Annotated in this window: 18 protein-coding genes and 1 riboswitch; all 18 genes read left to right on the forward strand. The window is 42.3% G+C overall.

The annotated features are described in order from the left end of the window. Nucleotides 1-2 precede the first annotated feature (2 nt). The 18 genes from H8S07_RS05495 (at nucleotide 3) to lpdA (ending at nucleotide 23,509) form a co-directional block, all read left to right on the forward strand. A complete protein-coding gene (locus H8S07_RS05495; RefSeq protein WP_118519275.1) occupies nucleotides 3-836 on the forward strand; it encodes an NAD(+)/NADH kinase in 834 nt (277 codons plus the stop codon). A gap of 5 nt (nucleotides 837-841) precedes the next feature. After that, the gene (gene argR, locus H8S07_RS05500) at nucleotides 842-1,291 is read left to right on the forward strand and encodes an arginine repressor (RefSeq protein WP_117537290.1); all 450 of its coding nucleotides are present in this window, start codon (nucleotides 842-844) and stop codon (nucleotides 1,289-1,291) included. A gap of 8 nt (nucleotides 1,292-1,299) precedes the next feature. Further along, on the forward strand, nucleotides 1,300-2,976 hold the full coding sequence (gene recN / locus H8S07_RS05505) for a DNA repair protein RecN (RefSeq protein ID WP_186855607.1): 1,677 nt from the start codon (nucleotides 1,300-1,302) through the stop codon (nucleotides 2,974-2,976). Nucleotides 2,977-3,125: 149 nt separating this feature from the next. Beyond that, the gene (gene spoIVB, locus H8S07_RS05510; protein ID WP_186855608.1) at nucleotides 3,126-4,184 is read left to right on the forward strand and encodes a SpoIVB peptidase; all 1,059 of its coding nucleotides are present in this window, start codon (nucleotides 3,126-3,128) and stop codon (nucleotides 4,182-4,184) included. A 145-nt stretch (nucleotides 4,185-4,329) separates the two neighbouring features. Then, nucleotides 4,330-5,121, forward strand: a complete 792-nt coding sequence (spo0A, locus tag H8S07_RS05515; protein WP_118519426.1) for a sporulation transcription factor Spo0A — start codon at nucleotides 4,330-4,332, stop codon at nucleotides 5,119-5,121. A 68-nt stretch (nucleotides 5,122-5,189) separates the two neighbouring features. Then, the gene (glgA, locus tag H8S07_RS05520) at nucleotides 5,190-6,626 is read left to right on the forward strand and encodes a glycogen synthase GlgA (RefSeq protein ID WP_186855609.1); all 1,437 of its coding nucleotides are present in this window, start codon (nucleotides 5,190-5,192) and stop codon (nucleotides 6,624-6,626) included. A gap of 232 nt (nucleotides 6,627-6,858) precedes the next feature. Beyond that, nucleotides 6,859-7,731: a methylenetetrahydrofolate reductase [NAD(P)H] gene (gene metF, locus H8S07_RS05525; protein WP_186855610.1), complete on the forward strand. Its 873-nt coding sequence runs from the start codon at nucleotides 6,859-6,861 to the stop codon at nucleotides 7,729-7,731. Between the two features lie 12 nt (nucleotides 7,732-7,743). Beyond that, nucleotides 7,744-8,391, forward strand: a complete 648-nt coding sequence (locus H8S07_RS05530; protein ID WP_186855611.1) for a vitamin B12 dependent-methionine synthase activation domain-containing protein — start codon at nucleotides 7,744-7,746, stop codon at nucleotides 8,389-8,391. A gap of 26 nt (nucleotides 8,392-8,417) precedes the next feature. Beyond that, the gene (locus tag H8S07_RS05535; RefSeq protein WP_186855612.1) at nucleotides 8,418-10,817 is read left to right on the forward strand and encodes a homocysteine S-methyltransferase family protein; all 2,400 of its coding nucleotides are present in this window, start codon (nucleotides 8,418-8,420) and stop codon (nucleotides 10,815-10,817) included. Nucleotides 10,818-10,881: 64 nt separating this feature from the next. Next, a complete protein-coding gene (gene asnA, locus H8S07_RS05540) occupies nucleotides 10,882-11,889 on the forward strand; it encodes an aspartate--ammonia ligase (protein WP_021859967.1) in 1,008 nt (335 codons plus the stop codon). A gap of 114 nt (nucleotides 11,890-12,003) precedes the next feature. Then, nucleotides 12,004-13,515 (forward strand): 4Fe-4S dicluster domain-containing protein, encoded by a 1,512-nt coding sequence (locus tag H8S07_RS05545; protein ID WP_021859966.1) that lies wholly within the window; start codon nucleotides 12,004-12,006, stop codon nucleotides 13,513-13,515. Nucleotides 13,516-13,604: 89 nt separating this feature from the next. Then, nucleotides 13,605-16,244 carry an alanine--tRNA ligase gene (gene alaS, locus H8S07_RS05550; protein ID WP_186855613.1) on the forward strand — a complete coding sequence of 880 codons (2,640 nt, stop codon included), beginning with the start codon at nucleotides 13,605-13,607 and terminating at the stop codon, nucleotides 16,242-16,244. Nucleotides 16,245-16,481: 237 nt separating this feature from the next. After that, nucleotides 16,482-16,577, forward strand: a riboswitch (glycine riboswitch). A 141-nt stretch (nucleotides 16,578-16,718) separates the two neighbouring features. Continuing rightward, on the forward strand, nucleotides 16,719-17,807 hold the full coding sequence (gene gcvT, locus H8S07_RS05555) for a glycine cleavage system aminomethyltransferase GcvT (RefSeq protein ID WP_118660449.1): 1,089 nt from the start codon (nucleotides 16,719-16,721) through the stop codon (nucleotides 17,805-17,807). A gap of 87 nt (nucleotides 17,808-17,894) precedes the next feature. Then, complete coding sequence (gcvH, locus tag H8S07_RS05560; protein ID WP_186855614.1) at nucleotides 17,895-18,275, forward strand: glycine cleavage system protein GcvH; 381 nt, start codon at nucleotides 17,895-17,897, stop codon at nucleotides 18,273-18,275. A 37-nt stretch (nucleotides 18,276-18,312) separates the two neighbouring features. Then, on the forward strand, nucleotides 18,313-19,623 hold the full coding sequence (gcvPA, locus tag H8S07_RS05565; RefSeq protein WP_186855615.1) for an aminomethyl-transferring glycine dehydrogenase subunit GcvPA: 1,311 nt from the start codon (nucleotides 18,313-18,315) through the stop codon (nucleotides 19,621-19,623). Nucleotides 19,624-19,626: 3 nt separating this feature from the next. After that, the gene (gcvPB, locus tag H8S07_RS05570) at nucleotides 19,627-21,057 is read left to right on the forward strand and encodes an aminomethyl-transferring glycine dehydrogenase subunit GcvPB (protein WP_186855616.1); all 1,431 of its coding nucleotides are present in this window, start codon (nucleotides 19,627-19,629) and stop codon (nucleotides 21,055-21,057) included. 24 nt (nucleotides 21,058-21,081) lie between these two features. Then, nucleotides 21,082-22,080 (forward strand): lipoate--protein ligase, encoded by a 999-nt coding sequence (locus H8S07_RS05575; RefSeq protein ID WP_186855617.1) that lies wholly within the window; start codon nucleotides 21,082-21,084, stop codon nucleotides 22,078-22,080. Between the two features lie 25 nt (nucleotides 22,081-22,105). After that, entirely contained in the window at nucleotides 22,106-23,509 is a 1,404-nt protein-coding gene (gene lpdA / locus H8S07_RS05580) for a dihydrolipoyl dehydrogenase (RefSeq protein ID WP_186855618.1), read from the forward strand. The last annotated feature ends 26 nt before the right edge of the window (nucleotides 23,510-23,535 follow it).

Genomic DNA, 23,535 nt, shown 5'->3' on the forward strand with positions numbered 1-23,535 from the left:
ATATGGAGCATATATTCATTGTCACGAATGATGGAAAAGACAAAGATCATTCTGTGACAAGACACATAAAAAAAATAATCGAAGATTACGGCAAAACCTGTTCGGTTTGTCGTAAAGATGAAGAAAAGAAAATAATTGAAGAGAGTATTCCGGATGGCATTGACTGTGTGATCGTAATTGGAGGCGATGGCAGTTTTATCGAAGCTGCAAGGATTCTGCATGACAGGGATGTTCCGATGCTTGGGGTAAATATGGGAACACTCGGTTATCTGACAGAAGTAGAGCTTGCAGATCTGGACGAGTCCATTGAGAAGCTATTGAGAGGAGAATATACGCTGGAATCCAGAATGATGCTGGAAGCAGTATACGGAGCGTCTGTGAAGGACGTTGCACTGAATGATATTGTTGTATCAAGAAACGGTGGAATTCGCATCATTCATTTCCGTATATGGGTAAATGGAGAATTGCTGAACTGCTATGAAGCGGACGGAATCATTATCTCGACACCGACCGGCTCTACCGCATACAATCTCTCTGCGGGCGGACCGATCGTAGAACCGACAGCATCGCTGCTTGTAGTCACACCGATCTGTTCGCATGCACTGAATACGAGCAGTGTGATTTTATCCGGTGAAGATGAGATTGAGATTGAGATCGGAGAAGGCAGAAACGGTACAGAAGAGGAAGTGCTGGTATCTTTTGACGGAACCCAGATGCTTATGATGCATACAGGAGAGCGGATTACCATCCGCAGATCCGCTACCAGAACAGAAATCTTAAGACTGAATAAAGTCAGTTTTCTGGAAACATTGCGTAGAAAAATGAAAGGAAATTAATGGTCATGAAAGTAAACAGACATGCGAAAATTATTGAACTGATTAGTAAATTTCAGATCGAGACGCAGGAAGAACTTGCAGATCATCTGAATAAGGAAGGATTCAAAGTTACGCAGGCAACGGTATCACGGGATATCCGTGATCTGAAGTTGACAAAAGTTCCGTCTGAAAATGGAAAGCAGTGTTATGCAATCCATCAGGGGACGGAAAATGGCATGAGTGAAAAATATATCCGTATTCTAAGAGACGGATATGTATCTATGGACATGGCACAGAATATTCTTGTGATCAAAACAGTTGCAGGAATGGCAATGGCAGTATGTGCTGCGCTGGATGCAATGAAATGGACAGAGATTGTCGGAAGTATTGCGGGGGATGATACGATCATGTGTGCAGTCAGAAGTGTGGAAGATACTGTGAAAGTGATGGATAAGATTCGAAAAATTGTCTTGTAGGAGGCTGCATGTTACAACGTTTATATGTGAAAAATCTTGCATTGATCGATGAGATCGAAGTAGAGTTAAAAGACGGACTGAATATTCTGACCGGTGAGACAGGAGCAGGTAAATCTATTATTTTAGGATCTGTCAATCTGGCGCTTGGAGCCAGATACAGCAAAGATATGCTCCGCAAAGGAGCAGAATATGGATTTGTTGAATTGAATTTTCAGATTGAAAATGCAAAGCAACTGCACAGGCTGAAAGAACTGGATGTCTACCCGGAAGATGGAATGGTAGTTCTCTCCAGACGTCTGATGGAAGGCAGAAGTGTAAGCCGGATCAATGGAGAGACTGTGACGATGACACTTTTAAAAGAAGTGGCATCGGTGCTGATAGACATTCACGGACAGCACGAGCATCAGTCACTTCTCTACAAGAAGAATCATCTGGCAATTGTGGATGCATTTGCCAAGGATGAAATCAGTGAACTGAAAAAAAAGATAACTGAAAACTACCGGGAGTACCGGAGCTGGATGAAAGAACTGGAAGAGGCAGATCAGGATGAGGCGTCCAGAGCCAAAGAGCTTTCTTTCCTGCAGTTTGAAACGGAAGAGATCGAAAAGGCAGAGCTTCGTGAAGGGGAAGATGTAGAGCTGGAGACGGCTTATCGTTTTATAGTCAACAGTAAGAAGCTCGCAGACGGGGCGGCAGAGGCCTATGCATTTACCAGCCAGGAAGAAGGAAATGCAAGCGAAAGCTTAAGCCGGGCAATCCGTGCACTTGGAGAAATCCGCGATTACGATGATACCGTGCAGGGACTTTTTGACCAGTTGTCGGAGATTGACAGTCTGTTAAATGATTTCAACAGAGATTTGTCTGAATACAGGGATTCCTGTGAATGTTCCGAAGAGGAACTTTATGAGACGGAACAGAGACTCAACGAGATCAATCATCTCAAATTAAAATATGGCAGTCAGATTTCGGATATTCTGTCATATTATGATGAGCAGCAGGAGAAAATAAAGAAGTTGGAAGACTATGAAAATTACATTCGCAGTTTGAATGAAAACTGTCAGAAAGCAAAAGAAAAGATGGAAAAGACAGCTGGAAAATTGTCTGAAATCCGCAGAAAACAGGCAAAAATGCTGGAGAAATCTATTGGGGAGAGCTTAAAAGAGCTGAACTTCGCAGATGTAAAATTTGAGATTCAGTTTCGCACTCTTGATGCATGTACTCCGGCAGGAATGGATGAAGTGGAATTCATGATTTCAATGAATCCGGGACAGCCGGTAAGACCACTTACGAATGTTGCATCTGGTGGCGAATTGTCGCGCATTATGCTGGCGATCAAAACCGTGCTGGCGGACAAAGATGACACAGAGACATTGATCTTTGATGAGATTGATGTGGGAATCAGCGGGCGCACTGCACAGAAAGTTTCCGAGAAAATGGCACTGATCGGAAGGAATCATCAGGTCATTTGTATTACACATCTTGCGCAGATAGCAGCGATGGCAGATCACCATTTCATGATTGAGAAGACAGTCGGCAATCTGGATACGACAACCGGGATCCACGAGCTTACTGAAGAAGAGTCGGTGGAAGAACTGGCAAGAATCTTAGGTGGGGCAAAAATTACAGATGCAGTCAGAGAAAATGCAAAAGAAATGAAGACACTTGCAAGACAGATGAAAGCATAGAATTGAAAAAGAAACATATACTAAGATGGATATTACATTTGTGATATCCATCTTTATTTATGTTATGAATTATGGCGATAAGTGCTGATATACGAATCGGACAGGAGTCAGCCTGCTCGATTTATTATAAATGGGAAAGGGCGAAAACTATGCGGAAATACTGGTGGCGTAAAATGTGGATCATAATACTTGTTTTTGTATTGTCAGTAGGTGGCAGCTATTCTTATATCCGATTAAGACAGAAAGATTTTGAAAAGGAGGTAAATGCCAGTCCGATGGACAAGAAGCTGGTGATACCTGGCGGGATGCCAATCGGTATTTATCTGGAGACAAAAGGTGTTATGGTGCTTGGAACAGATGCAATTGAGCGTGAGGACGGTGTGAAAGAGAATCCCTCCAGTCATCTTGTAAAGGCAGGAGATTATATCCAGAAAGTCAATAATGCAACAGTAAAGACTAAAAATGAACTGATCGAAGAGATGAAAAAACTGAAAGAAGAGGAAGTTGTCCTTACAATCCGGCGGAACCGTGAAAATATCCGGATTAAAACAAAAGCAGTCAGGGATGTAAAAAAAGAATACAAGCTCGGAATCTGGGTGAGAGATAATGCACAGGGACTTGGGACAATCACGTATCTGGATGCGGACAGCCATTTCGGAGCGCTCGGTCATGGTATTCATGATGTAGATACGAATAAGCTTTTAAGTATTTCAGAAGGCAGGGTGTATGCGACGAGTATTCGCGATATCCAGAAAGGAAAATACGGAACACCCGGCGGCATGGAAGGAATCATTGTTTACAATAACTACAATATCCTTGGAAAAATCAGTGAGAATACGGAAAATGGAATTTTTGGAAAAGTCGAACGGATTGATACGCTTTTTACGGAACAGAAGCCGGTAGAAACGGCAAAAAAAGAAGAGATCCGAAAAGGAAAAGCAAAGATCCGCTGTGCTGTAGAAGGAAAAGTCAAAGAGTATGAGGTGCGTATTCTGGAGATCAATACAAAAGCGAAAGAAGCAAATAAAGGAATACTTCTGGAAGTGACAGATCCGGAACTTCTGAAAGTGACAGGTGGCATTGTCCAGGGAATGAGTGGAAGCCCATTACTGCAAAATGGAAAAATTGTGGGTGCGGTGACACATGTACTGGTTAATAATCTGACAAAAGGTTACGCAATTTTCATAGAAAATATGCTCTCCCGGTAGAACATGGAAAATGAATGGAAAATGCAGTCGTAAACCGTCAGATTTTTACGACATTAAATTCTTGATTTACATTTTGGCACTCTTTATAATGACAATTAACAAAAAGAAAGAACCTGTGACAAACGGAAAGGGGGCATTTCGAGCAATGAATGAGATAAACGTAGCAATTGCTGATGATAATGAGAGAATTTTGGATTTACTTGGCGATATGATTGATGCGGATAAGGACTTGAAGCTGGTCGGAAAAGCCAACAATGGAGAAGATGCCTATGAAATGATCAGGCAGAAACAGCCGGATGTAGTATTACTGGATCTGATCCTTCCGAAGATGGATGGACTAAGTGTTATGGATCAGGTAAACAATGATCAGGAATTAAGAAAGCATCCGGATTTTATTGTGATCACGGCAATCGGACAGGAACGGATCACGGAAGATGCTTTCAAGAAAGGGGCAAGTTATTATATCCTGAAACCGTTCCACAACGATACGGTGATAAAAAGGATAAAAAATGCCGGAGAGAATATGACAAAAAATATAAAGCCGGTTGCGAAAGAAGGCGGTGTGCTTCCGGCACAGCCACAGATGCAGCTTGAAAACCGGGTAACAGATATGATCCATGAAATCGGAATCCCGGCGCATATCAAAGGGTATCATTACCTTAGAGATGCGATCATCATGGCAGTGGAAGATATGGATGTGCTAAATGCAATCACAAAAGTGCTGTATCCGACAGTTGCCAAGATGCATCAGACAACAGCAAGCCGCGTAGAGCGTGCAATCAGACATGCGATCGAGGTCGCATGGAGCAGAGGAAAACTGGATACACTGGATCATCTGTTTGGATATACGGTGAGCACTGGAAAGGGGAAACCGACAAATTCAGAGTTTATAGCACTGATCGCAGATACGATTCGATTGGAATATAAGAACAGATAACACTTTTCTTCTTGACAAAAATACGATATAATGATTGTATATCGTGGATCGAGAGGAAGGGAAGCAATATGAAAAAAATACTATTTGTAGCTTCAGAGTCAGTACCATTTATCAAGACAGGTGGATTAGCCGATGTAGTTGGATCACTGCCAAAGTATTTTGATAAAGATAAATATGATGTACGTGTTATGTTACCGAAGTACATGTGTATGAAAGAGACATGGAAAGAGAAGATGGAATACGTCACACATTTTTATATGGATCTGAACTGGAGAAAACAATATGTAGGAATTCTTCAGATGAAATATGAGGGAATCCTTTTTTATTTCATAGATAACGAATATTACTTTAATGGTTTCGCGCCATATGGAGATACCTATACAGATGTTGAGAAGTTCGCATTTTTCTCAAAAGCAGTTTTAAGTGCACTGTCGCTTATTGATTTCAGACCGGATATCATCCACTGTCATGACTGGCAGACAGGACTCGTTCCGGTATACCTTGATAATTTCCGCTATGGTAATGAGTGGTATAGAGGAATCAAGACGATCATGACCATTCACAATCTGAAGTTTCAGGGCACATGGGATACGAAGCGGATTCGTGACATCACGGGACTGCCGCAGTATTATTTCGCACCGGATAAGCTGGAAGCATATGAGGATGCCAATTATCTGAAAGGTGGAATTGTCTATGCAGATCGGATCACAACCGTAAGCAATACTTATGCAGAAGAGATTAAGATGCCATTCTATGGAGAACGCCTGGACGGTCTGATGAATGCAAGAGCGAACTGTCTGTCCGGTATTGTGAACGGAATCGATTATGAGGATTATAATCCGAAAACAGATCCAAGCATTGTGAAGAACTATGATGTATCGAATTTCCGGAGAGAGAAAATCAAGAACAAGACAGCGCTTCAGGAAGAACTGAATCTGGAGAAGAACCATAAGACGATGATGATTGGTATCGTTTCCAGACTGACTGACCAGAAAGGCTTTGACTTGGTAGCATATGTGATGGACGAGCTCTGTCAGGATGCTGTGCAGATCGTGGCACTCGGTACTGGCGAAGAACAGTATGAGAATATGTTCCGTCATTTTGCATGGAAGTATCCGGATAAAGTATCTGCGAATATTTATTATTCCGAAGAGATGTCGCATAAAGTATATGCATCCTGTGATGCATTCCTGATGCCGTCACTCTTTGAACCATGCGGACTGAGTCAGCTTATGAGCTTAAGATACGGAACAGTTCCGATCGTAAGAGAGACCGGAGGACTGAAAGATACTGTAGAAGCATATAATGAATATGAAAAGACAGGAACTGGATTCAGCTTTATGAATTATAATGCACATGAGATGCTTGGAACAATCCGCTATGCAGAACGTATCTATTATGATAAGAAGAGAGACTGGAATAAGATTGTAGAACGTGGCATGAAACGGGACTTTTCATGGAAGAATTCTGCAAAACAGTATGAAGACTTATATGAAAGTATGTAGAAGTTTGCAGGAGCATAGATTATGAAACATTCACAGGTATCATAGTGAATGAGTTCTAACCACAATATTATATAATAATGTATTAAAAAGAGAAAACATCCTTTCTGTTCATATGAATGAATATGAATGAGAAGGATGTTTTTCTTGCATTTTATGCAAATTTGTTTTATCGTATATAATAAAGCCTTTATAGGAATAATTATATATTTACATAGAAGGAAAAGGAGATTATATGAAGATTAAAGACATTTTAAAAGAAAAGACACCACACATATCTTTTGAAGTATTTCCACCGAAGACAGATGCCGGATTTGCAAGTGTATTATCTGCTACGGATCAGATTGGTGCATTAAAACCATCTTACATGAGTGTAACTTATGGAGCAGGTGGAGGAACCAGCAAGAATACGGTAAATATTGCATCACATATCAAGGACGACTTGGGACTTACCAGTCTGGCGCATCTGACATGCGTTTCTTCTACAAAAGAACATGTAGCACGCGTAATTGACGAGTTGAAGAAGAATAATATTGAAAATGTTCTGGCACTCCGTGGGGATATTCCGAAGGAATCTGAATTCCCACTTCCGAATCATTACAGATATGCATATGAGCTGGTTGAAGAGATCAAAAGCAAGGGTGATTTCTGCATCGGAGCTGCATGCTATCCGGAAGGTCATATGGAAGCAGAACATAAGAAAGATGACATTTATAATCTGAAGAAAAAAGTGGACTGCGGTGTGGATTTCCTTACAACACAGATGTTTTTTGATAATACAATTTTCTACAATTTCTTATATAGAATCCGTGAAATCGGAATTACGGTTCCGGTTGTGCCGGGAATTATGCCGGTAACAAAAGGCAACCAGATGAAGAGAATCAGTGAGATGTCCGGAACAGTGCTGCCACAGAGATTCCGTGATGTACTGGATCGTTTCGGCGAAGATCCGAAAGCAATGCAGCAGGCCGGTATTGCATATGCAACCGATCAGATTATTGATCTGTTTGCAAATGGAATCAATCATGTGCATGTATATTCTATGAATAATCCGGCAGTAGCAACAGCAATTATGCACAATTTATCTGATATCGTAAAAAACGGATAGGTGTGATAGTGAATGGATAACAGAACCAAAGAAGCAATCCGCTATCTTGGATATGGAAGACAGGAAGCGGATGAACAGACGCTTGGATTGGTGGCAGATGCGTTCAGAGAACTGGATGAAACTGCGAAACCGAGAAGCATATATCGTACATTTGAACTTCAGTGGAAGCAGACAGATACGATCCGGATAGAGATGATGGAAATACATAGCAGGAATCTTTCAAAGAATCTGAAAGGCTGCCGTCAGGTCGTTCTGCTGTGCGGGACACTGGGGATTGAAGTGGACTATCTCATTAAGAGATATTCTTATACGGAAATGGCAAAAGCTGTTGTAATGCAGGCGTGTGCAGCAGCACTGTTAGAAGAGTATTTGGATGAGAGGCAGGAAGAGATACGCACAGAGATGAAAAAACAGAACTTGTATCTGCGCCCGCGATTCAGCCCGGGATACGGTGATTTTTCCATTCTTCACCAGCGAGAGATTTTAACATTGATGGAGGCATCGAAGAAGATTGGTCTGACGATGACAGAAAGCAGTATGCTCACACCGACAAAATCAGTAACCGCTTTGATCGGTCTTAGTACGACGCAGGAGAACTGTCATCAGAAAGGTTGCGAGGTCTGTGGAAAGAAGGACTGCATTTATCGCAGAGAATCATAGAAAATCAAAGATAAAGGAGCAAGAATATGCTATTAGACAGGCTGGGGAAAGAGCTTTTGTTTTTTGATGGAGGAACAGGAACTCTTTTGCAGGAAAATGGATTAAAACCGGGAGAACTTCCGGAAACATGGAGCATTGAGCATCCAGATATAATGGTTCAGATTCATAAAAAATATTATGAATCTGGAAGCGATATTGTACTGAGTAATACATTTGGCGCAAATGCATTGAAGTTTCACGATTCGCAGTATTCACTGGAAGCGATTGTGAATGCTTCTGTTGCAAATTTAAAGAAAGCGGCAGAAGAAGGTGTTACGGATGGAAGAGAAGTGTATGCAGCACTTGATATCGGACCGACCGGTAAATTATTAAAACCAATGGGAGATCTGGACTTTGAGGATGCCTATAATGCATTTAAAGAAGTTACCATTTATGGAGAAAAAGCCGGTGCAGACCTGATCCACATTGAGACAATGAGCGATACTTATGAGGTGAAAGCGGCAATACTGGCTGCAAAAGAGAATACATCACTACCTGTATTTGCAACGATGATCTTTGATGAAAAAGGAAAACTTCTCACAGGTGGAGATGTTCCGTCTGTAGTTGCGATGCTGGAAGGGCTCCGCGTAGATGCACTCGGTATTAACTGTGGTATGGGACCGGAACAGATGATGCCGATCCTTGATGAGATTTTAAAATATACTTCCGTTCCGGTCATTGTCAAGCCTAACGCCGGACTTCCGAAACAGAAGGACGGAGAAGTTTATTATGATGTAGATCCGGAAGAATTTTCCGAATATATGATAAAGATTGTTGAGAAAGGCGCTGCTGTGATCGGAGGCTGTTGCGGTACAACACCGGAGCATATCCGCCAGATGATTGCAAGCGTGAAAGCATCCGATGCATGGAGCAGAAGAAAACTGCCGGAAGTTTGTGAGAGAACGATCGTATCTTCCTACGGAAAAGCAGCATTTTTAGGTGAGAAGCCGCTGATCATCGGAGAGCGTATCAATCCAACCGGTAAGAAAAAGTTTAAACAGGCGCTCAAAGATCACGACATGGATTATATTCTGCGTGAAGCGATTTCCCAGCAGGATCATGGAGCACATATCCTGGATGTCAATGTCGGACTTCCGGATATTGATGAAGTAGAGATGATGCGTGAAGTTGTCATGAACCTGCAGAGTATTACAAGCCTGCCACTTCAAATCGATACAGTTGACCAGCAGGCAATGGAAGCCGCTATGCGTATCTATAACGGAAAACCGATGGTAAACTCCGTGAATGGAAAGCAGGAGTCCATGGATCAGGTATTCCCACTGATCAAAAAGTATGGCGGAGCAGTAGTAGCGCTGACAATTGATGAAGACGGGATTCCACAGACAGTTGAAAAACGTGTGGAGATTGCCGGAAAGATCATTACAGAAGCAGCAAAATATGGCATCCCGAAGAAAGATATTGTTATCGATGTTCTTACAATGACGATCAGTTCAGAACCGGAAGGCGCCCGGATTACATTGGAATCTCTGAGAAAAGTCAGGGAGATATATGGAGTCTGTACGGTGCTTGGAGTATCGAATATTTCATTCGGACTTCCATACCGCCCGGCAGTCAATTCCAATTTCTACACAATGGCAATGCAGAACGGTCTGAGTGCAGGAATTATCAATCCTCTGTCAGAAGATATGATGCGTTCATACTATTCTTATTGTGCATTGATGAACTATGATGAGAACTGTGAAGAATATATCAGACAATACGGAAGCGTAAAGGCAGACAAACCTGTTGCCAAAGATACGCAGATTACGCTCAAGAGTGCAATTGAAAAAGGATTAAAAGAAGAAGCGCATCATGCAGCCTATGAGCTTGTAAAGACGATGGCACCGCTTGATATTATCAATGAGGAGATGATTCCGGCTTTAGACGGAGTTGGAAAAGGATTTGAAAAAGGTACGGTATTCCTTCCGCAGCTCTTGATGAGTGCAGATGCTGCTAAGATTGCATTTGCGGTATTGAAGGATGAACTGGCAAAGAGCGGCACAGAAGAAGAGGAAAAAGACAAGATCATTCTTGCAACTGTAAAAGGAGATATTCACGATATAGGCAAGAATATCGTGAAAGTACTTCTTGAAAATTACAGCTTTGATGTTCTGGATCTTGGAAAAGATGTACCGCCGGAATTGATTGTTGAGACAGCAGTAAAAGAAGATATTAAACTGGTTGGATTAAGTGCGCTTATGACGACAACTGTAGTCAGCATGGAAGAAACGATCAGACAGCTCAACAAAGAAAAGCCGGATTGTAAAGTTATGGTAGGCGGTGCAGTCCTAAATCAGGATTATGCAGACCAGATCCATGCAGATTTCTATGGAAAAGATGCAATGCAATCCGTATACTATGCACAGAAAGTATTCGGACGGGAATAGACAGATAAGAAGATTCATAACAATAGAGCAAACATAAAACAAGTCACAGCTAGGAGGAAGAAACATGGCATTAATATTACCTGAAAAATATGACCCTCATCTTTCGGTAAGAGAGACGCAGGAAGCAATCAAGTACATTCGCGACACATTTCAGAAAGAATTTGGAAAAGAGATGAATCTGGAAAGAATTTCAGCGCCTCTTTTCGTTACAAAGAAGAGCGGACTGAACGACAATTTGAATGGCGTGGAGCGTCCGGTACAGTTTGATATTGCAGGGATCAAAGGAGAAGATGTAGAAGTTGTACAGTCTCTTGCAAAATGGAAACGTATGGCCCTTCATGAATATGGGTTCAAACCAGGCGAAGGACTTTATACAAATATGAATGCAATCCGCCGCGATGAAGAACTGGATAATCTTCATTCCTGTTATGTTGACCAGTGGGACTGGGAGAAAGTAATTACAAAAGAAGAGCGTACAGTTGAGACATTAAAAGATACCGTGCGTACAATTTTCAAAGTGATCAAACATATGGAGCATGAAGTATGGTATAAGTATCCACAGGCAGTGAAACATCTGCCGGACGGAGTGACGTTTATCACTTCCCAGGAGCTGGAAGACCGTTATCCGGATAAGACACCAAAAGAACGAGAAAATCTGATTACGAAAGAATACGGTTGTGTATTTGTTATGCAGATCGGTGACAAGCTGGCAAGCGGGGAGCCGCATGATGGTCGTGCACCGGATTATGATGACTGGCAGTTAAATGGAGATATCCTATTCTGGTTTGAAAATCTGAACTGTGCACTGGAGATTTCCAGCATGGGTATCCGTGTAGATGAGAAATCTCTTGCAGAACAACTAAAAAAAGCCGGATGCGAGGAACGCAAAGAACTGCCGTATCATAAGATGCTTTTAAATGGAGAATTGCCGTATACGATCGGTGGAGGTATCGGTCAGTCAAGACTTTGTATGCTGCTTCTGGATCGTGCCCATGTCGGAGAGGTTCAGGCAAGTATCTGGCCGGAAGAAATGAAAAAGACATGCAAAGAGCATAATATCGTATTACTGTAAGTTGTATTTAATTCTGTACATGCGGGAATATTGACACTGTATTAACGATTTTTTATACTTAAAGGAGTTTATGAGAAATTCTATTAGGAAAGAGAATCAGGAGGATGTGTCAATATGATCAGAGGATTAGATACGACAGTCAAACGTTTGAGACGGAAAGTATTCGAAGAAGTTGCAAGACTTGGCTTCGAGGCAAATGATGAGACGCTTTGTGACGACATGGAAGCAATTCCATATGCTATGGTGAATGAAGAAAGCCCTGTTTACAGGGACAGCATTTACAGAGCCAGAGCAGTTGTCAGGGAGCGTCTTCGTCTTGCTATGGGATTGTCACTCCGTCCGGAGAACAAACCGGTTCATCTGACTGCCGGTGTGGAGGCGAGTAATATTTCGGACAAATACTATGAGCCGCCGCTTATGCAGGTCATACCGTCAGCGTGTGCAGCATGTGAGGAACGTGGATATGAAGTGAGCAATATGTGTAAGGGCTGTCTGGCACATCCGTGTATGGAAGTCTGTCCGAAGAGTGCAATTTCCATGGTAAATGGTAAATCTCACATTGACCAGGAAAAATGCATCAAGTGTGGAAAATGCAAATCCGCCTGTCCGTATGACGCAATCTCCTGTAAGGCAAGACCTTGCAAAATGGCATGTGGTGTAGGAGCAATTGAGTCAGATGCTATGGGAAGAGCTTACATTAACAATGATAAATGCGTATCCTGCGGAATGTGTATGGTAAACTGTCCGTTTGGTGCGATTTCTGATAAATCGCAGATTTTCCAGTTAGCGCATGCACTGAAAGATGGTGAAGAGATTGTTGCCGAGATTGCTCCGGCATATGCAGGACAGTTTGGAGATAATATCACGCCGAGAAATCTAAAAGCGGCACTCAAGGAACTTGGTTTCTCGGAATTTTATGAAGTTGCACTTGGAGCAGATATTGGTGCTGTTGCGGAGGCGCATCATTATGTGGAAAAAGTTGTGACAGGAGAACTGCCGTTCCTTCTTACATCTTGCTGTCCGTCATGGGCGATGCTTGCTAAGAAGTATTTTCCGGATCTCATTGATCAGGTATCACAGGAGTTAACGCCGATGGTTGCGACTGCACGTACGATCAAGCAGAAGCATCCGAATGCCAAAGTGGTATTCATCGGACCGTGTGCGGCAAAGAAGCTGGAAGCGATGCGCCGGGATGTGCGAAGTGATGTGGATTTTGTTATTACATTTGAAGAACTGCAGGCAATGTTCGATGCTAAGAATATTGACCTGACACAGTATGAAGCAGAATCGTCTTTCCATGATGCGACCGGAGCAGGAAGAGGGTATGCAGTAGCAGGAGGCGTTGCAGAGGCAATCGAGAAATGTATCCATGAGTATTATCCGGATGTAGAAGTAAATATCGAACATGCGGAAGGACTGGCTGAGTGTAAGAAGATGCTTGCTCTTGCAAAAGCAGGACGCATGAACGGATGCCTGATTGAAGGAATGGGATGCCCAGGAGGATGCGTGGCAGGTGCAGGAACAAATATTCCGGTTCCGAAAGCGCAGAAGAATATCAAAGAATTTGTAAAAGCATCCACGAAAAAACTTCCGCCAAAAGAATTGGCAGAGATTGAATTAAAGTAAAAAAGAAGAAATGTGCAAAGATGCCTGTCGTTGACAAACGGCGGGTATCTTATTATAATTAGGAGATAGTGAGTTTGGAGGAGGAAATTATGCAAAAATACGGAGTAAATGAATTACGTAGAATGTTCCTTGAATTTTTTGAAAGTAAAGGACATTTGGCTATGAAAAGCTTTTCACTGGTGCCGCACAATGACAAGAGTCTGTTGCTTATCAATTCCGGTATGGCGCCGTTAAAACCATATTTTACAGGACAGGAGATTCCACCAAGAAAGAGAGTGACAACCTGTCAGAAGTGTATCCGTACAGGAGATATCGAGAATGTAGGAAAGACTGCAAGACACGGTACGTTCTTCGAGATGCTTGGTAACTTTTCGTTTGGAGATTATTTTAAACACGATGCAATTCACTGGACATGGGAGTTTTTGACAGAAGTTGTAGGTCTTGATCCGGATCGTCTGTATCCATCTGTTTATCTTGAGGACGATGAAGCGTGGAAGATCTGGAATGAAGAGATTGGGATTGCACCGGAGAGAATCTTCAAGTTTGGCAAGGAAGATAACTTCTGGGAGCATGGTTCAGGTCCTTGTGGTCCATGTTCAGAAGTATATTACGACCGCGGTGAGAAATATGGTTGCGGACGTCCGGATTGTACAGTAGGATGTGAATGTGATCGGTACATGGAAATCTGGAATAACGTATTTACACAGTTTGACAATGACGGACACAACAACTACACAGAACTTGAACAGAAGAATATTGATACCGGTATGGGACTGGAGCGTCTTGCATGTATTGTGCAGAATGTAGATTCTATGTTTGATATCGATACAATGAAAGCACTGCGCGACCATGTATGCCGCATTACAGGTGTATCTTATGGAACAAGCGATGAGACAGATGTTTCTCTCCGTGTTATCACGGATCATATCCGTTCTGTCACGTTTATGATCTCTGACGGAATTATGCCGTCCAACAGTGGAAGAGGTTATGTGCTGCGTCGTCTGTTGCGTCGTGCCTGCCGTCATGGACGACTGCTTGGCATTGAGAGAGCATTCCTCGTAGAACTGGCACAGACTGTTATCGATGGTTCCAAGGATGGATATCCGGAACTGGAAGAGAAAAAAGACTTTATTTTCAATGTCATTGCAAAAGAAGAAGCGCAGTTTAACAAGACGATCGATCAGGGACTGTCTATTCTTGCTGACATGGAAGCAGATATGAAAGCAGAAGGTACAACCGTACTTTCCGGAGAGAATGCATTCAAGCTTTATGATACTTATGGATTCCCGGTGGATCTGACAAGTGAGATCCTGGAGGAAAAGGGACTGACATATGATAAAGAAGGCTTTGAAAAAGCACAGAAAGAACAGCGCGCGAAGTCCGAAGGAACTTTTGGAACACACAGTTACAGTGGTACAGACGCAAGCGTTTATGATGCGCTTGATCCGGAACTGACAACAGAATTTGTCGGATATGACAATATGGAAGCAGAGTCAGAAGTTACAGCACTTACAAGTGAAGAAGAGATTGTAGATGCACTCTCTGACGGAGAAAAAGGAACGGTCATTGTAGCGAAGACTCCGCTCTATGCAACAAGCGGTGGACAGGAAGCTGATAAAGGTGTGATCCGCAGTGCAGACGGTGAATTTGTAGTAGAAGATGTTGTAAAACTTCTCGGTGGCAAATTCGGACATGTCGGTCATGTGACAAAAGGCATGATCAAAATCGGTGATAAAGTGACACTGGAAGTTGATCGTGAGAACCGTGCACTTGCTGCAAATAACCACAGTGCAACACATCTGTTACAGAAAGCACTCCGCATGGTGCTTGGAACACATGTAGAACAGGCTGGATCTCTGAACAATGCGAACAGACTTCGGTTTGACTTTACGCATTTTTCTGCTATGACAGAAGAACAGCTCAAAGAAGTAGAGGCAATCGTCAACAGAGAAATTCGTAATCATCTTCCGGTTGTTGTGCGCAACATGCCGATCGAGGAAGCGAAAAAGACAGGAGCAGCGGCTCTGTTTGGTGAAAAATACGGAGATATTGTACGTGTTGTCAGCATGGGAGATTTCTCTATTGAGTTCTGTGGTGGTACACATGTGGCAAATACCGGTGATATCATGGCATTTAAGATCCTTTCCGAGTCCGGTGTCGCAGCCGGTGTGCGCCGTATTGAAGCACTGACTTCCAAAGGACTGATGGATTATTACGAGGAACAGGAGCAGAAACTTCACGAAGCTGCGAAGATGTTGAAGACAACTCCGGATAATATAGAAGAGAAGATCAGTCATCTGCAGGCTGAGAATAAGGCATTAAAGAGCGAAGTGGAGAGCCTGAAGGGCAAGCTTGCCAAAGATGCTATAGGTGATGTGATGAATCAGGTGACAGAAGTTGTCGGTGTGAAACTGCTCGCCGCAAAGGTAGAAGGCGTGGATATGAACGGACTCCGTGATCTTGGTGACCAGTTAAAAGACAAGCTTGGCGAAGGTGTTGTCGTGCTTGTATCGGCTACAGATGGTAAAGTCAGCCTGATGGCTATGGCTACCAAAGGAGCAATTGATAAAGGCGCACATGCAGGTAATCTGATCAAGGCTTGTGCATCATGCGTTGGCGGTGGTGGTGGTGGCCGCCCGAATATGGCCCAAGCTGGGGGCAAGAAGCCGGAAGGCATGAATGATGCACTCACAAAAGCGAAAGAAGTACTGGCTGAACAGCTTGCATAAGTGCACTTTAGAAGTATGAAAATACGCAGATAATAGTACAATAAAATACAATGAAAATAAAGAAAGATAGATTTTCTACAAAAAAGTGAAAATGTATCTTTCTTTTTTATAGATAATAACTATAATGACTGTTGCAATTGCCTATAAATAACAGAAAAGTTAAAAAATAAACAATTATTGACAGATAATTTAAGGGCTGTTACAATAAGCCTGTCAAAATAAAAGAAAAGTGATCGGGTGATGAACCTAAGAGAGATTATTAGCAATAAGCAATAGCGCCGAAGGGGCAAGAAGTAATTCGAAACTCTCAGGCAGAAGAATTGGGTTCGGACGAAGCTCTGAAAGAAAGCAGACAGGGAGGCAGAAAGTCCTGAAATAGGATATGTCTCTTATTTTTTTGCTCCGACAAACTTTTAACGGAACAAGACCCGCTGACAGAGCAGTTCATGATGAGAAAAAAGGAGGATTTTTATCATGGAATTAAAAACGCCACTCTATGATGCACATGTGAAGGCAGGAGGTAAGATCGTACCATTTGGAGGTTACCTTCTTCCGGTACAGTATGAAGCAGGTGTAATCAAAGAACATATGGCTGTTCGTACTCAGGCAGGACTATTTGATGTATCTCATATGGGAGAAGTTTTATGCGAGGGAAAGGATGCACTTGCAAATATCCAGATGATACTGACGAATAACTTTGACAATATGGTGGATGGACAGGCAAGATACAGTCCGATGTGTAATGAACATGGCGGAACAGTAGACGATCTGATTGTTTACAAACATTCCGATGATCATTACTTTATTGTTGTCAATGCAGCAAACAAAGATAAAGATTATCAGTGGATGTTAAATCATCAGTTTGGAGAAGTCAAATTTACAGACGTATCTGCTCAGTATGCACAGCTTGCACTGCAGGGACCAAAAGCAATGGATATCTTAAGAAAGCTGACAGCAGAAGAGAACATTCCTCAGAAATACTACCATGCAGTATTCGACACAGAAGTAGCCGGAATCCCATGTATCATTTCCAAGACAGGATACACAGGTGAGGATGGAGTAGAATTATATCTGCCAAGCGAGTATGCAGAGAAGATGTGGGATACACTTCTTGAAAATGGAAAAGAAGAAGGACTTATTCCGTGTGGTCTTGGAGCAAGAGATACACTTCGTATGGAAGCAGCAATGCCACTTTACGGTCACGAGATGGATGATGATGTTTCACCGCTGGAGACAGGACTTGGATTCGCAGTGAAGATGAAAAAAGATGACTTTATCGGTAAGAAAGCTCTGGAAGAACATGCAGAACTAACGAGAAAAAGAGTAGGTCTGGAAGTTATTGGAAGAGGAATCATCCGTGAACATCAGGATGTATATGCAGACGGCAAAGTGATCGGACATACAACATCCGGTACAAAAGGTCCTTTCATTGACAAGGCTGTCGGAATGGCATTACTGGAAACTGACTATACAGATGTCGGAACAAAATTACAGGTGGATGTCAGAGGACGTATGGTTGATGTAGAAGTTGTAGCACTTCCGTTCTATAAGAGAGCAAAATAAATATAAGGATGCCAGGGAAAAGGTCTGAAACCGAGGGTATCACAAACAGGGGCATATTATATCATAAAAGAAAAGGAGATTAAAACAATGGAATTAAGAGCAGAATTAAAGTATTCAAAATCACACGAGTGGATAAAAGAGGATGGAGACGTAAGCGTGATCGGATTAACAGATTATGCACAGTCTGAATTAGGAGATCTTGTATTTATAAACCTTCCGGAAGTTGGAGATGAAGTAACAGTCGGAGAAGCATTCGCAGATGTTGAGTCTGTAAAAGCAGTATCTGATGTATTCTCACCGGTTTCAGGTGTTGTAACAGAGATCAACGAAGAACTGTTAGATGCTCCGGAATCTATCAACGAAACACCTTATGATGCATGGTTTGTAAAAGTTGGTGAAGTAAAAGAGACAGAAGAACTGTTAGATGCTGACGCATACAAAGCATTTGTAGAAAGCGAAGAGGCTTAATACATAAGAATGTGAAGAAAGGCGGTGGATAAAGAACATGGGTAGTTATGTTCCAAACACATTAGATGAGCGAAAAGCGATGCTGAATGAAATCGGATATGAGAGCATCGATGATTTATTCCGCCACATCCCGGAGCAGGTTAAGATCCAGGGCGGCTTAGATATTCCGGAAGGAATGTCAGAGATGGAAGTTCTGAAAAAGATGAAAGAAATCGCAAAGAAAAATAAAGTATTTCCGACAATCTTCCGTGGTGCAGGCGCATACAGACACTATATTCCGGCTATGGTAAACAATGTCATTTCAAAAGAAAATTTACAGACTGCATATACACCGTATCAGGCAGAGATCAGTCAGGGAATCCTGCAGTCCATCTTTGAGTATCAGACAATGATGGCAGATCTTACAGGAATGGATGTATCCAATGCATCTGTTTATGACGGAGCTACGGCAGCAGCAGAGGCGGTTGCAATGTGTGCTGACAGAAAACGTAAGAAAGCATTTGTTTCAGCAACAGTAATGCCAAGTGTGTTAGAAGTTATTAAAACATATTGCTTCGGTAACGAATTAGAAATCGAAGTAATTCCGGAAAAAGACGGAGTGACAGATATTGATTATCTGAAAGAACATATTGATAAACAGGTAGCATGTGTGCTGATCCAGCATCCAAATTATTATGGAAGCTTGGAAGATGCACAGACAATCGGCGAAGTGGCACACGAGGCAGGTGCTAAATACGTTATGAGTGTGAATCCGATTTCTCTTGGAGCACTGAAGACACCAAGAGAGTATGGCGCAGATGTTGCAGTTGGCGACGGACAGCCACTCGGACTTCCAATTGCATTTGGCGGACCATATCTCGGCTTCATGACATGCGTGGAAAGTATGATGAGAAAGCTTCCTGGACGAGTTGTCGGAGAGACAGAAGATTACAACGGAAAGAAAGGCTATGTTCTGACATTACAGGCAAGAGAGCAGCATATCCGTCGTGAGAAAGCATCCAGCAACATCTGTTCAAACCAGGCACTTTGTGCACTTGCTGTTGGTGTATATCTTTCCTGCATGGGAAATGAAGGTGTGACAAAAGCAGCCGAGCAGAGCATGTCCAAAGCACATTACATGGCAGAGAAACTTGCGGGAGCAGGATTTAAGGTGGAAAACAAACAGAATTTCTTCCATGAATTTGTAACTGTATCAGATACACCTTCTGAAAAAGTACTGAAGGCACTGGAAGACGAAGACATCCTTGGTGGATATCCACTGGATGACAAGCGGATTCTCTGGTGCTGTACAGAGATGAACACAAAAGAAGAGATCGACAAAGCAGTATCGATCTTAAAGGAGGTGTAGTGGATGCTGATTTTTGAAAAAAGCAAAACAGGAAGAAAATGCCAGAACCTTCCGGAGTGCGATGTACCAGTCGTTACTTTAGATGCAAAAGATAAAAGAGAAGTGAAATTACATCTGCCGGAGCTTTCAGAAGGCGAGCTTAGCAGACATTACACAGAACTGGCAAAGAAATCACATGGTGTGAACGATGGATTCTATCCATTGGGATCCTGTACTATGAAATATAATCCGAGAGTTAATGAAGTAGCAGCAGGATTGGAAGGATTTACAGATATTCATCCGTTACAGCCGACAGAGACTGTGCAGGGATGTCTGGAAGTATTAAAAACACTGGAATCCTATCTGTGCGAGATCGCCGGAATGAAGCGTATGACTTTCCAACCGGCAGCAGGTGCGCATGGAGAGTTTACAGGACTTCTTCTGATCAAAGCATATCATAAAAGCCGCGGAGATGAAAAACGTAAAAAGATTATCGTTCCTGATTCTGCACACGGAACGAACCCGGCAAGTGCAGCAATGGCAGGATTTTCAGTAGTGAGTGTTCCTTCAGGACCGGATGGATGCGTAGATATTGAAAAATTAAAAGAAATTGCAGGCGATGATGTAGCCGGGCTTATGCTTACAAACCCGAATACAGTAGGTCTGTTTGACAAGAATATTCTTGAGATCACAAAGATTATTCATGACTGTGGAGGACTCTGCTACTATGACGGAGCAAACTTAAATGCAGTTATGGGAACAGTAAGACCTGGAGATATGGGATTTGATGTTATCCATCTGAATCTTCATAAGACATTCTCAACTCCGCACGGTGGAGGCGGTCCGGGAAGTGGACCGGTAGGATGCAAGGAATTCCTTGTTCCATTCCTTCCATCGATTCTTGTAGAAGGTGAAGACAAACTGGTTGCTGTAAAAGAAAAAGACAGTATTGGTGAGATGAAGAACTTTTATGGAAATTTCCTTGTTGTAGTGCGTGCCCTGGCTTATGTTATGACACTTGGAAAAGAAGGAATTCCGGAAGCAAGCAAGAATGCAGTTCTGAACGCTAATTATATGATGAATAAATTAAAAGATCTCTATACAATGGCTTATGATGAAGTGTGTATGCATGAATTTGTTATGAGTCTTGCAGATCTGAAAAAACAGACAGGTGTATCAGCAATGGATATTGCAAAAGGACTTCTCGACTTCGAAATCCATCCACCGACAATGTATTTCCCTCTGATCGTGGACGAAGCATTAATGGTTGAGCCTACAGAGACAGAGTCTAAAGAGACAATGGATGGGGCGATTGCAGTATTCCGCAAATTGTATGAGACTGCCGGTGAGGATGCAGAGAGTCTTCATAATGCTCCGATGACAACACCAGTAACAAGAATGGATGAAGTAGGAGCAGCAAGACATCCGATTCTTAGATATCAGTTTGAAGACTAATAAGAATGGCAGGAGAATAATAAAGTGGTTAATAAGTTAACATATATTGAGAGCGAGCAGTATAATCCTTATAAAAACCTGGCAGTGGAAGAATATCTTTTCTTCCACTGTCAAAAAGAAGAATGTATCTTATATCTGTGGCAGAATCAGCATACGGTTGTGATCGGCCGGAATCAGAATGCATGGGCAGAATGTCTGACAGAGAAGCTGGAAAATGAAGGTGGATATCTGGCAAGAAGGTTATCCGGCGGCGGCGCAGTCTATCATGATCTTGGTAATCTGAATTTTACTTTCCTTGTAAATGAAGAAAATTATAATGTAGACAGACAGCTTGAAGTTATTCAAAAAGCGGTAGCAAAGTTCGGTGTCTGTACTGAAAAATCCGGAAGAAATGATATTCTAATTAATGGAAGAAAATTTTCCGGAAATGCATTTTACAAAGAAGGTTCACGTTGCTATCATCATGGAACAATCATGTTGGATGTAAAGCTGGATGAGATGTCAAAATATTTGACAGTTTCTAAAGAAAAATTACAGTCCAAAGGTGTAAATTCTGTAAAATCCAGGGTAGTGAATATAAAAGAGCTGGTTCCGGATATTACAGTGGACCGCATGAAAGAAGCGCTTAGAGAAGCATTCGAAGAAGTATATGGCGGGCAGGCTGAAGTGCTGTCAATGGAAAAATCAGAACCGGCTGAGGTTAATAATATTACAGAACGTCTGGGTTCATGGAACTGGAAGTTTGGGCGTAAAATTCCGTTTGACGAGACACTTACACATCGGTTTAACTGGGGACAGATATCACTGGATATGTGTGTGCAGGAAGGTAGGATTGCAGATATTATTGTGTATACAGATGCGTTAAAGCCGGCAATAGCAGAAGAAATTCCAAAATATTTAAAGGGAATCAAGTATAAAAAAGATAATATTTGTACAGAACTTGGGCTGTACTGGTCGGAAGATGACGGTGAAAACCAAATGATGAAAGACATTATTGCCTGGTTAAAAACCGTCGAATGGTAATCAGATTGTAGAGGAGATCGAGAACATGAGTGATAAATTTGATGTAATTGTTGTCGGAGGAGGACCGGGTGGCTATGTGGCTGCAATCAAGGCAGCAAAAGAAGGCATGCAGGTTGCGCTGGTAGAGAATGTCCGTGTTGGAGGAACATGCCTGAACCGCGGCTGTATTCCGGCAAAAGCAATGATTCATGCATCCTCTCTGTACAGAGAGATGAAGGAAGCAGAAAAATTTGGTGTGTCGGCATCCGATGTTTCTTTTAATTACAGTAAGATTCTGGAATACAAACAGGGAACAACCGATCAGCTTGTTCAGGGCATCGAGCAGCTCTTAAAAGCGAACGGAGTAACACTTGTATCCGGACATGGAACATTGCTTGGAAGTCATAGAGTACAGGTGGAAGGGAAAGAAATACAGGTACTTGAAGCTAGAAATATTATTCTTGCAGCAGGAAGTAAACCATTTATGCTTCCACTTCCTGGAATGGATCTTAAGGGGGTATTATCCAGTGATGAATTATTCAAGCTGGAAGAAATGCCGGAAAGTCTCGTAATTATTGGCGGTGGAGTTATCAGTGTCGAGTTCGCAACTGCATTTTCAGCACTCGGATGTAAAGTAACGATTCTTGAGGCAATGCCAAGACTTGTACCGAATATGGACAAAGAGATTTCACAGAGCCTTAAGATGCTGCTGAAAAAGAGAGGTATTGATGTGCATACATCTGCCGGCGTACAGTCCGTAGAGGAAAGAGACGGCGCATACGTTTGCAAATATACCGAAAAGGAGAAAGAATGCGAAGCATCTGCCCAGTATGTTCTCTGCGCAGTCGGACGTATTCCAAATACAGAAGGATTGTTTGCGGAAGATGCTGTGCCGGAGATGGAAAGAGGTAGAATTGTTGTAGATGAACATTTCAAGACCAGCATCCCGGGAGTATATGCGATCGGTGATCTGATCAAGGGAATGCAGTTAGCACATACAGCAAGTGCACAGGGGGTGGTTGTGATCGAATATTTGAACGGAAAAGATCCATCCATTGATTTGTCAGTTGTGCCGGGCTGTGTATATACAGAGCCAGAGATTGCTTCGGTAGGTATAACAGAGGATGATGCGAAGGCAGCGGAAATTCCGGTAAAAACAGGTAAGTTCATTATGAGCGCCAACGGAAAATCATTAATCACAAAAGAAGAGAGAAGTTTTATTAAAATTGTTGCAAATGAAGAGACAGATGTTGTTCTCGGAGCACAGATGATGTGTGCACGTGCAACAGATATGATCGGCGAGATCGCAACAGCAGTTGCAAATAAAATGACAGTAGCGCAGCTGTTAAAAGGAATGCGCGCACATCCGACTTACAATGAAGGTATTGGGGAGGCACTGGAAGAGTTGGAAGGTGGAGCAATCCATATTGCACCAAAAAAGAAAAAATAAAATAAAAATTAACAGGAATTCATCCA

Source organism: Dorea hominis (assembly GCF_014287705.1).
GTDB lineage: Bacteria > Bacillota > Clostridia > Lachnospirales > Lachnospiraceae > Dorea_D > Dorea_D hominis.

Excerpts from the sequence above, each read along its gene's own strand:
- lpdA (WP_186855618.1), top strand. The coding sequence starts at position 22,106 with ATGAGTGATAAATTTGATGTAATTGTTGTCGGAGGAGGACCGGGTGGC.
- H8S07_RS05535 (WP_186855612.1), top strand. The coding sequence starts at position 8,418 with ATGCTATTAGACAGGCTGGGGAAAGAGCTTTTGTTTTTTGATGGAGGA.
- glgA (WP_186855609.1), top strand. The coding sequence starts at position 5,190 with ATGAAAAAAATACTATTTGTAGCTTCAGAGTCAGTACCATTTATCAAG.
- argR (WP_117537290.1), top strand. The coding sequence starts at position 842 with ATGAAAGTAAACAGACATGCGAAAATTATTGAACTGATTAGTAAATTT.
- spoIVB (WP_186855608.1), top strand. The coding sequence starts at position 3,126 with ATGCGGAAATACTGGTGGCGTAAAATGTGGATCATAATACTTGTTTTT.
- metF (WP_186855610.1), top strand. The coding sequence starts at position 6,859 with ATGAAGATTAAAGACATTTTAAAAGAAAAGACACCACACATATCTTTT.
- alaS (WP_186855613.1), top strand. The coding sequence starts at position 13,605 with ATGCAAAAATACGGAGTAAATGAATTACGTAGAATGTTCCTTGAATTT.
- H8S07_RS05495 (WP_118519275.1), top strand. The coding sequence starts at position 3 with ATGGAGCATATATTCATTGTCACGAATGATGGAAAAGACAAAGATCAT.
- gcvH (WP_186855614.1), top strand. The coding sequence starts at position 17,895 with ATGGAATTAAGAGCAGAATTAAAGTATTCAAAATCACACGAGTGGATA.
- gcvPB (WP_186855616.1), top strand. The coding sequence starts at position 19,627 with ATGCTGATTTTTGAAAAAAGCAAAACAGGAAGAAAATGCCAGAACCTT.
- gcvT (WP_118660449.1), top strand. The coding sequence starts at position 16,719 with ATGGAATTAAAAACGCCACTCTATGATGCACATGTGAAGGCAGGAGGT.
- recN (WP_186855607.1), top strand. The coding sequence starts at position 1,300 with ATGTTACAACGTTTATATGTGAAAAATCTTGCATTGATCGATGAGATC.
- spo0A (WP_118519426.1), top strand. The coding sequence starts at position 4,330 with ATGAATGAGATAAACGTAGCAATTGCTGATGATAATGAGAGAATTTTG.
- H8S07_RS05545 (WP_021859966.1), top strand. The coding sequence starts at position 12,004 with ATGATCAGAGGATTAGATACGACAGTCAAACGTTTGAGACGGAAAGTA.
- gcvPA (WP_186855615.1), top strand. The coding sequence starts at position 18,313 with ATGGGTAGTTATGTTCCAAACACATTAGATGAGCGAAAAGCGATGCTG.
- H8S07_RS05530 (WP_186855611.1), top strand. The coding sequence starts at position 7,744 with ATGGATAACAGAACCAAAGAAGCAATCCGCTATCTTGGATATGGAAGA.
- asnA (WP_021859967.1), top strand. The coding sequence starts at position 10,882 with ATGGCATTAATATTACCTGAAAAATATGACCCTCATCTTTCGGTAAGA.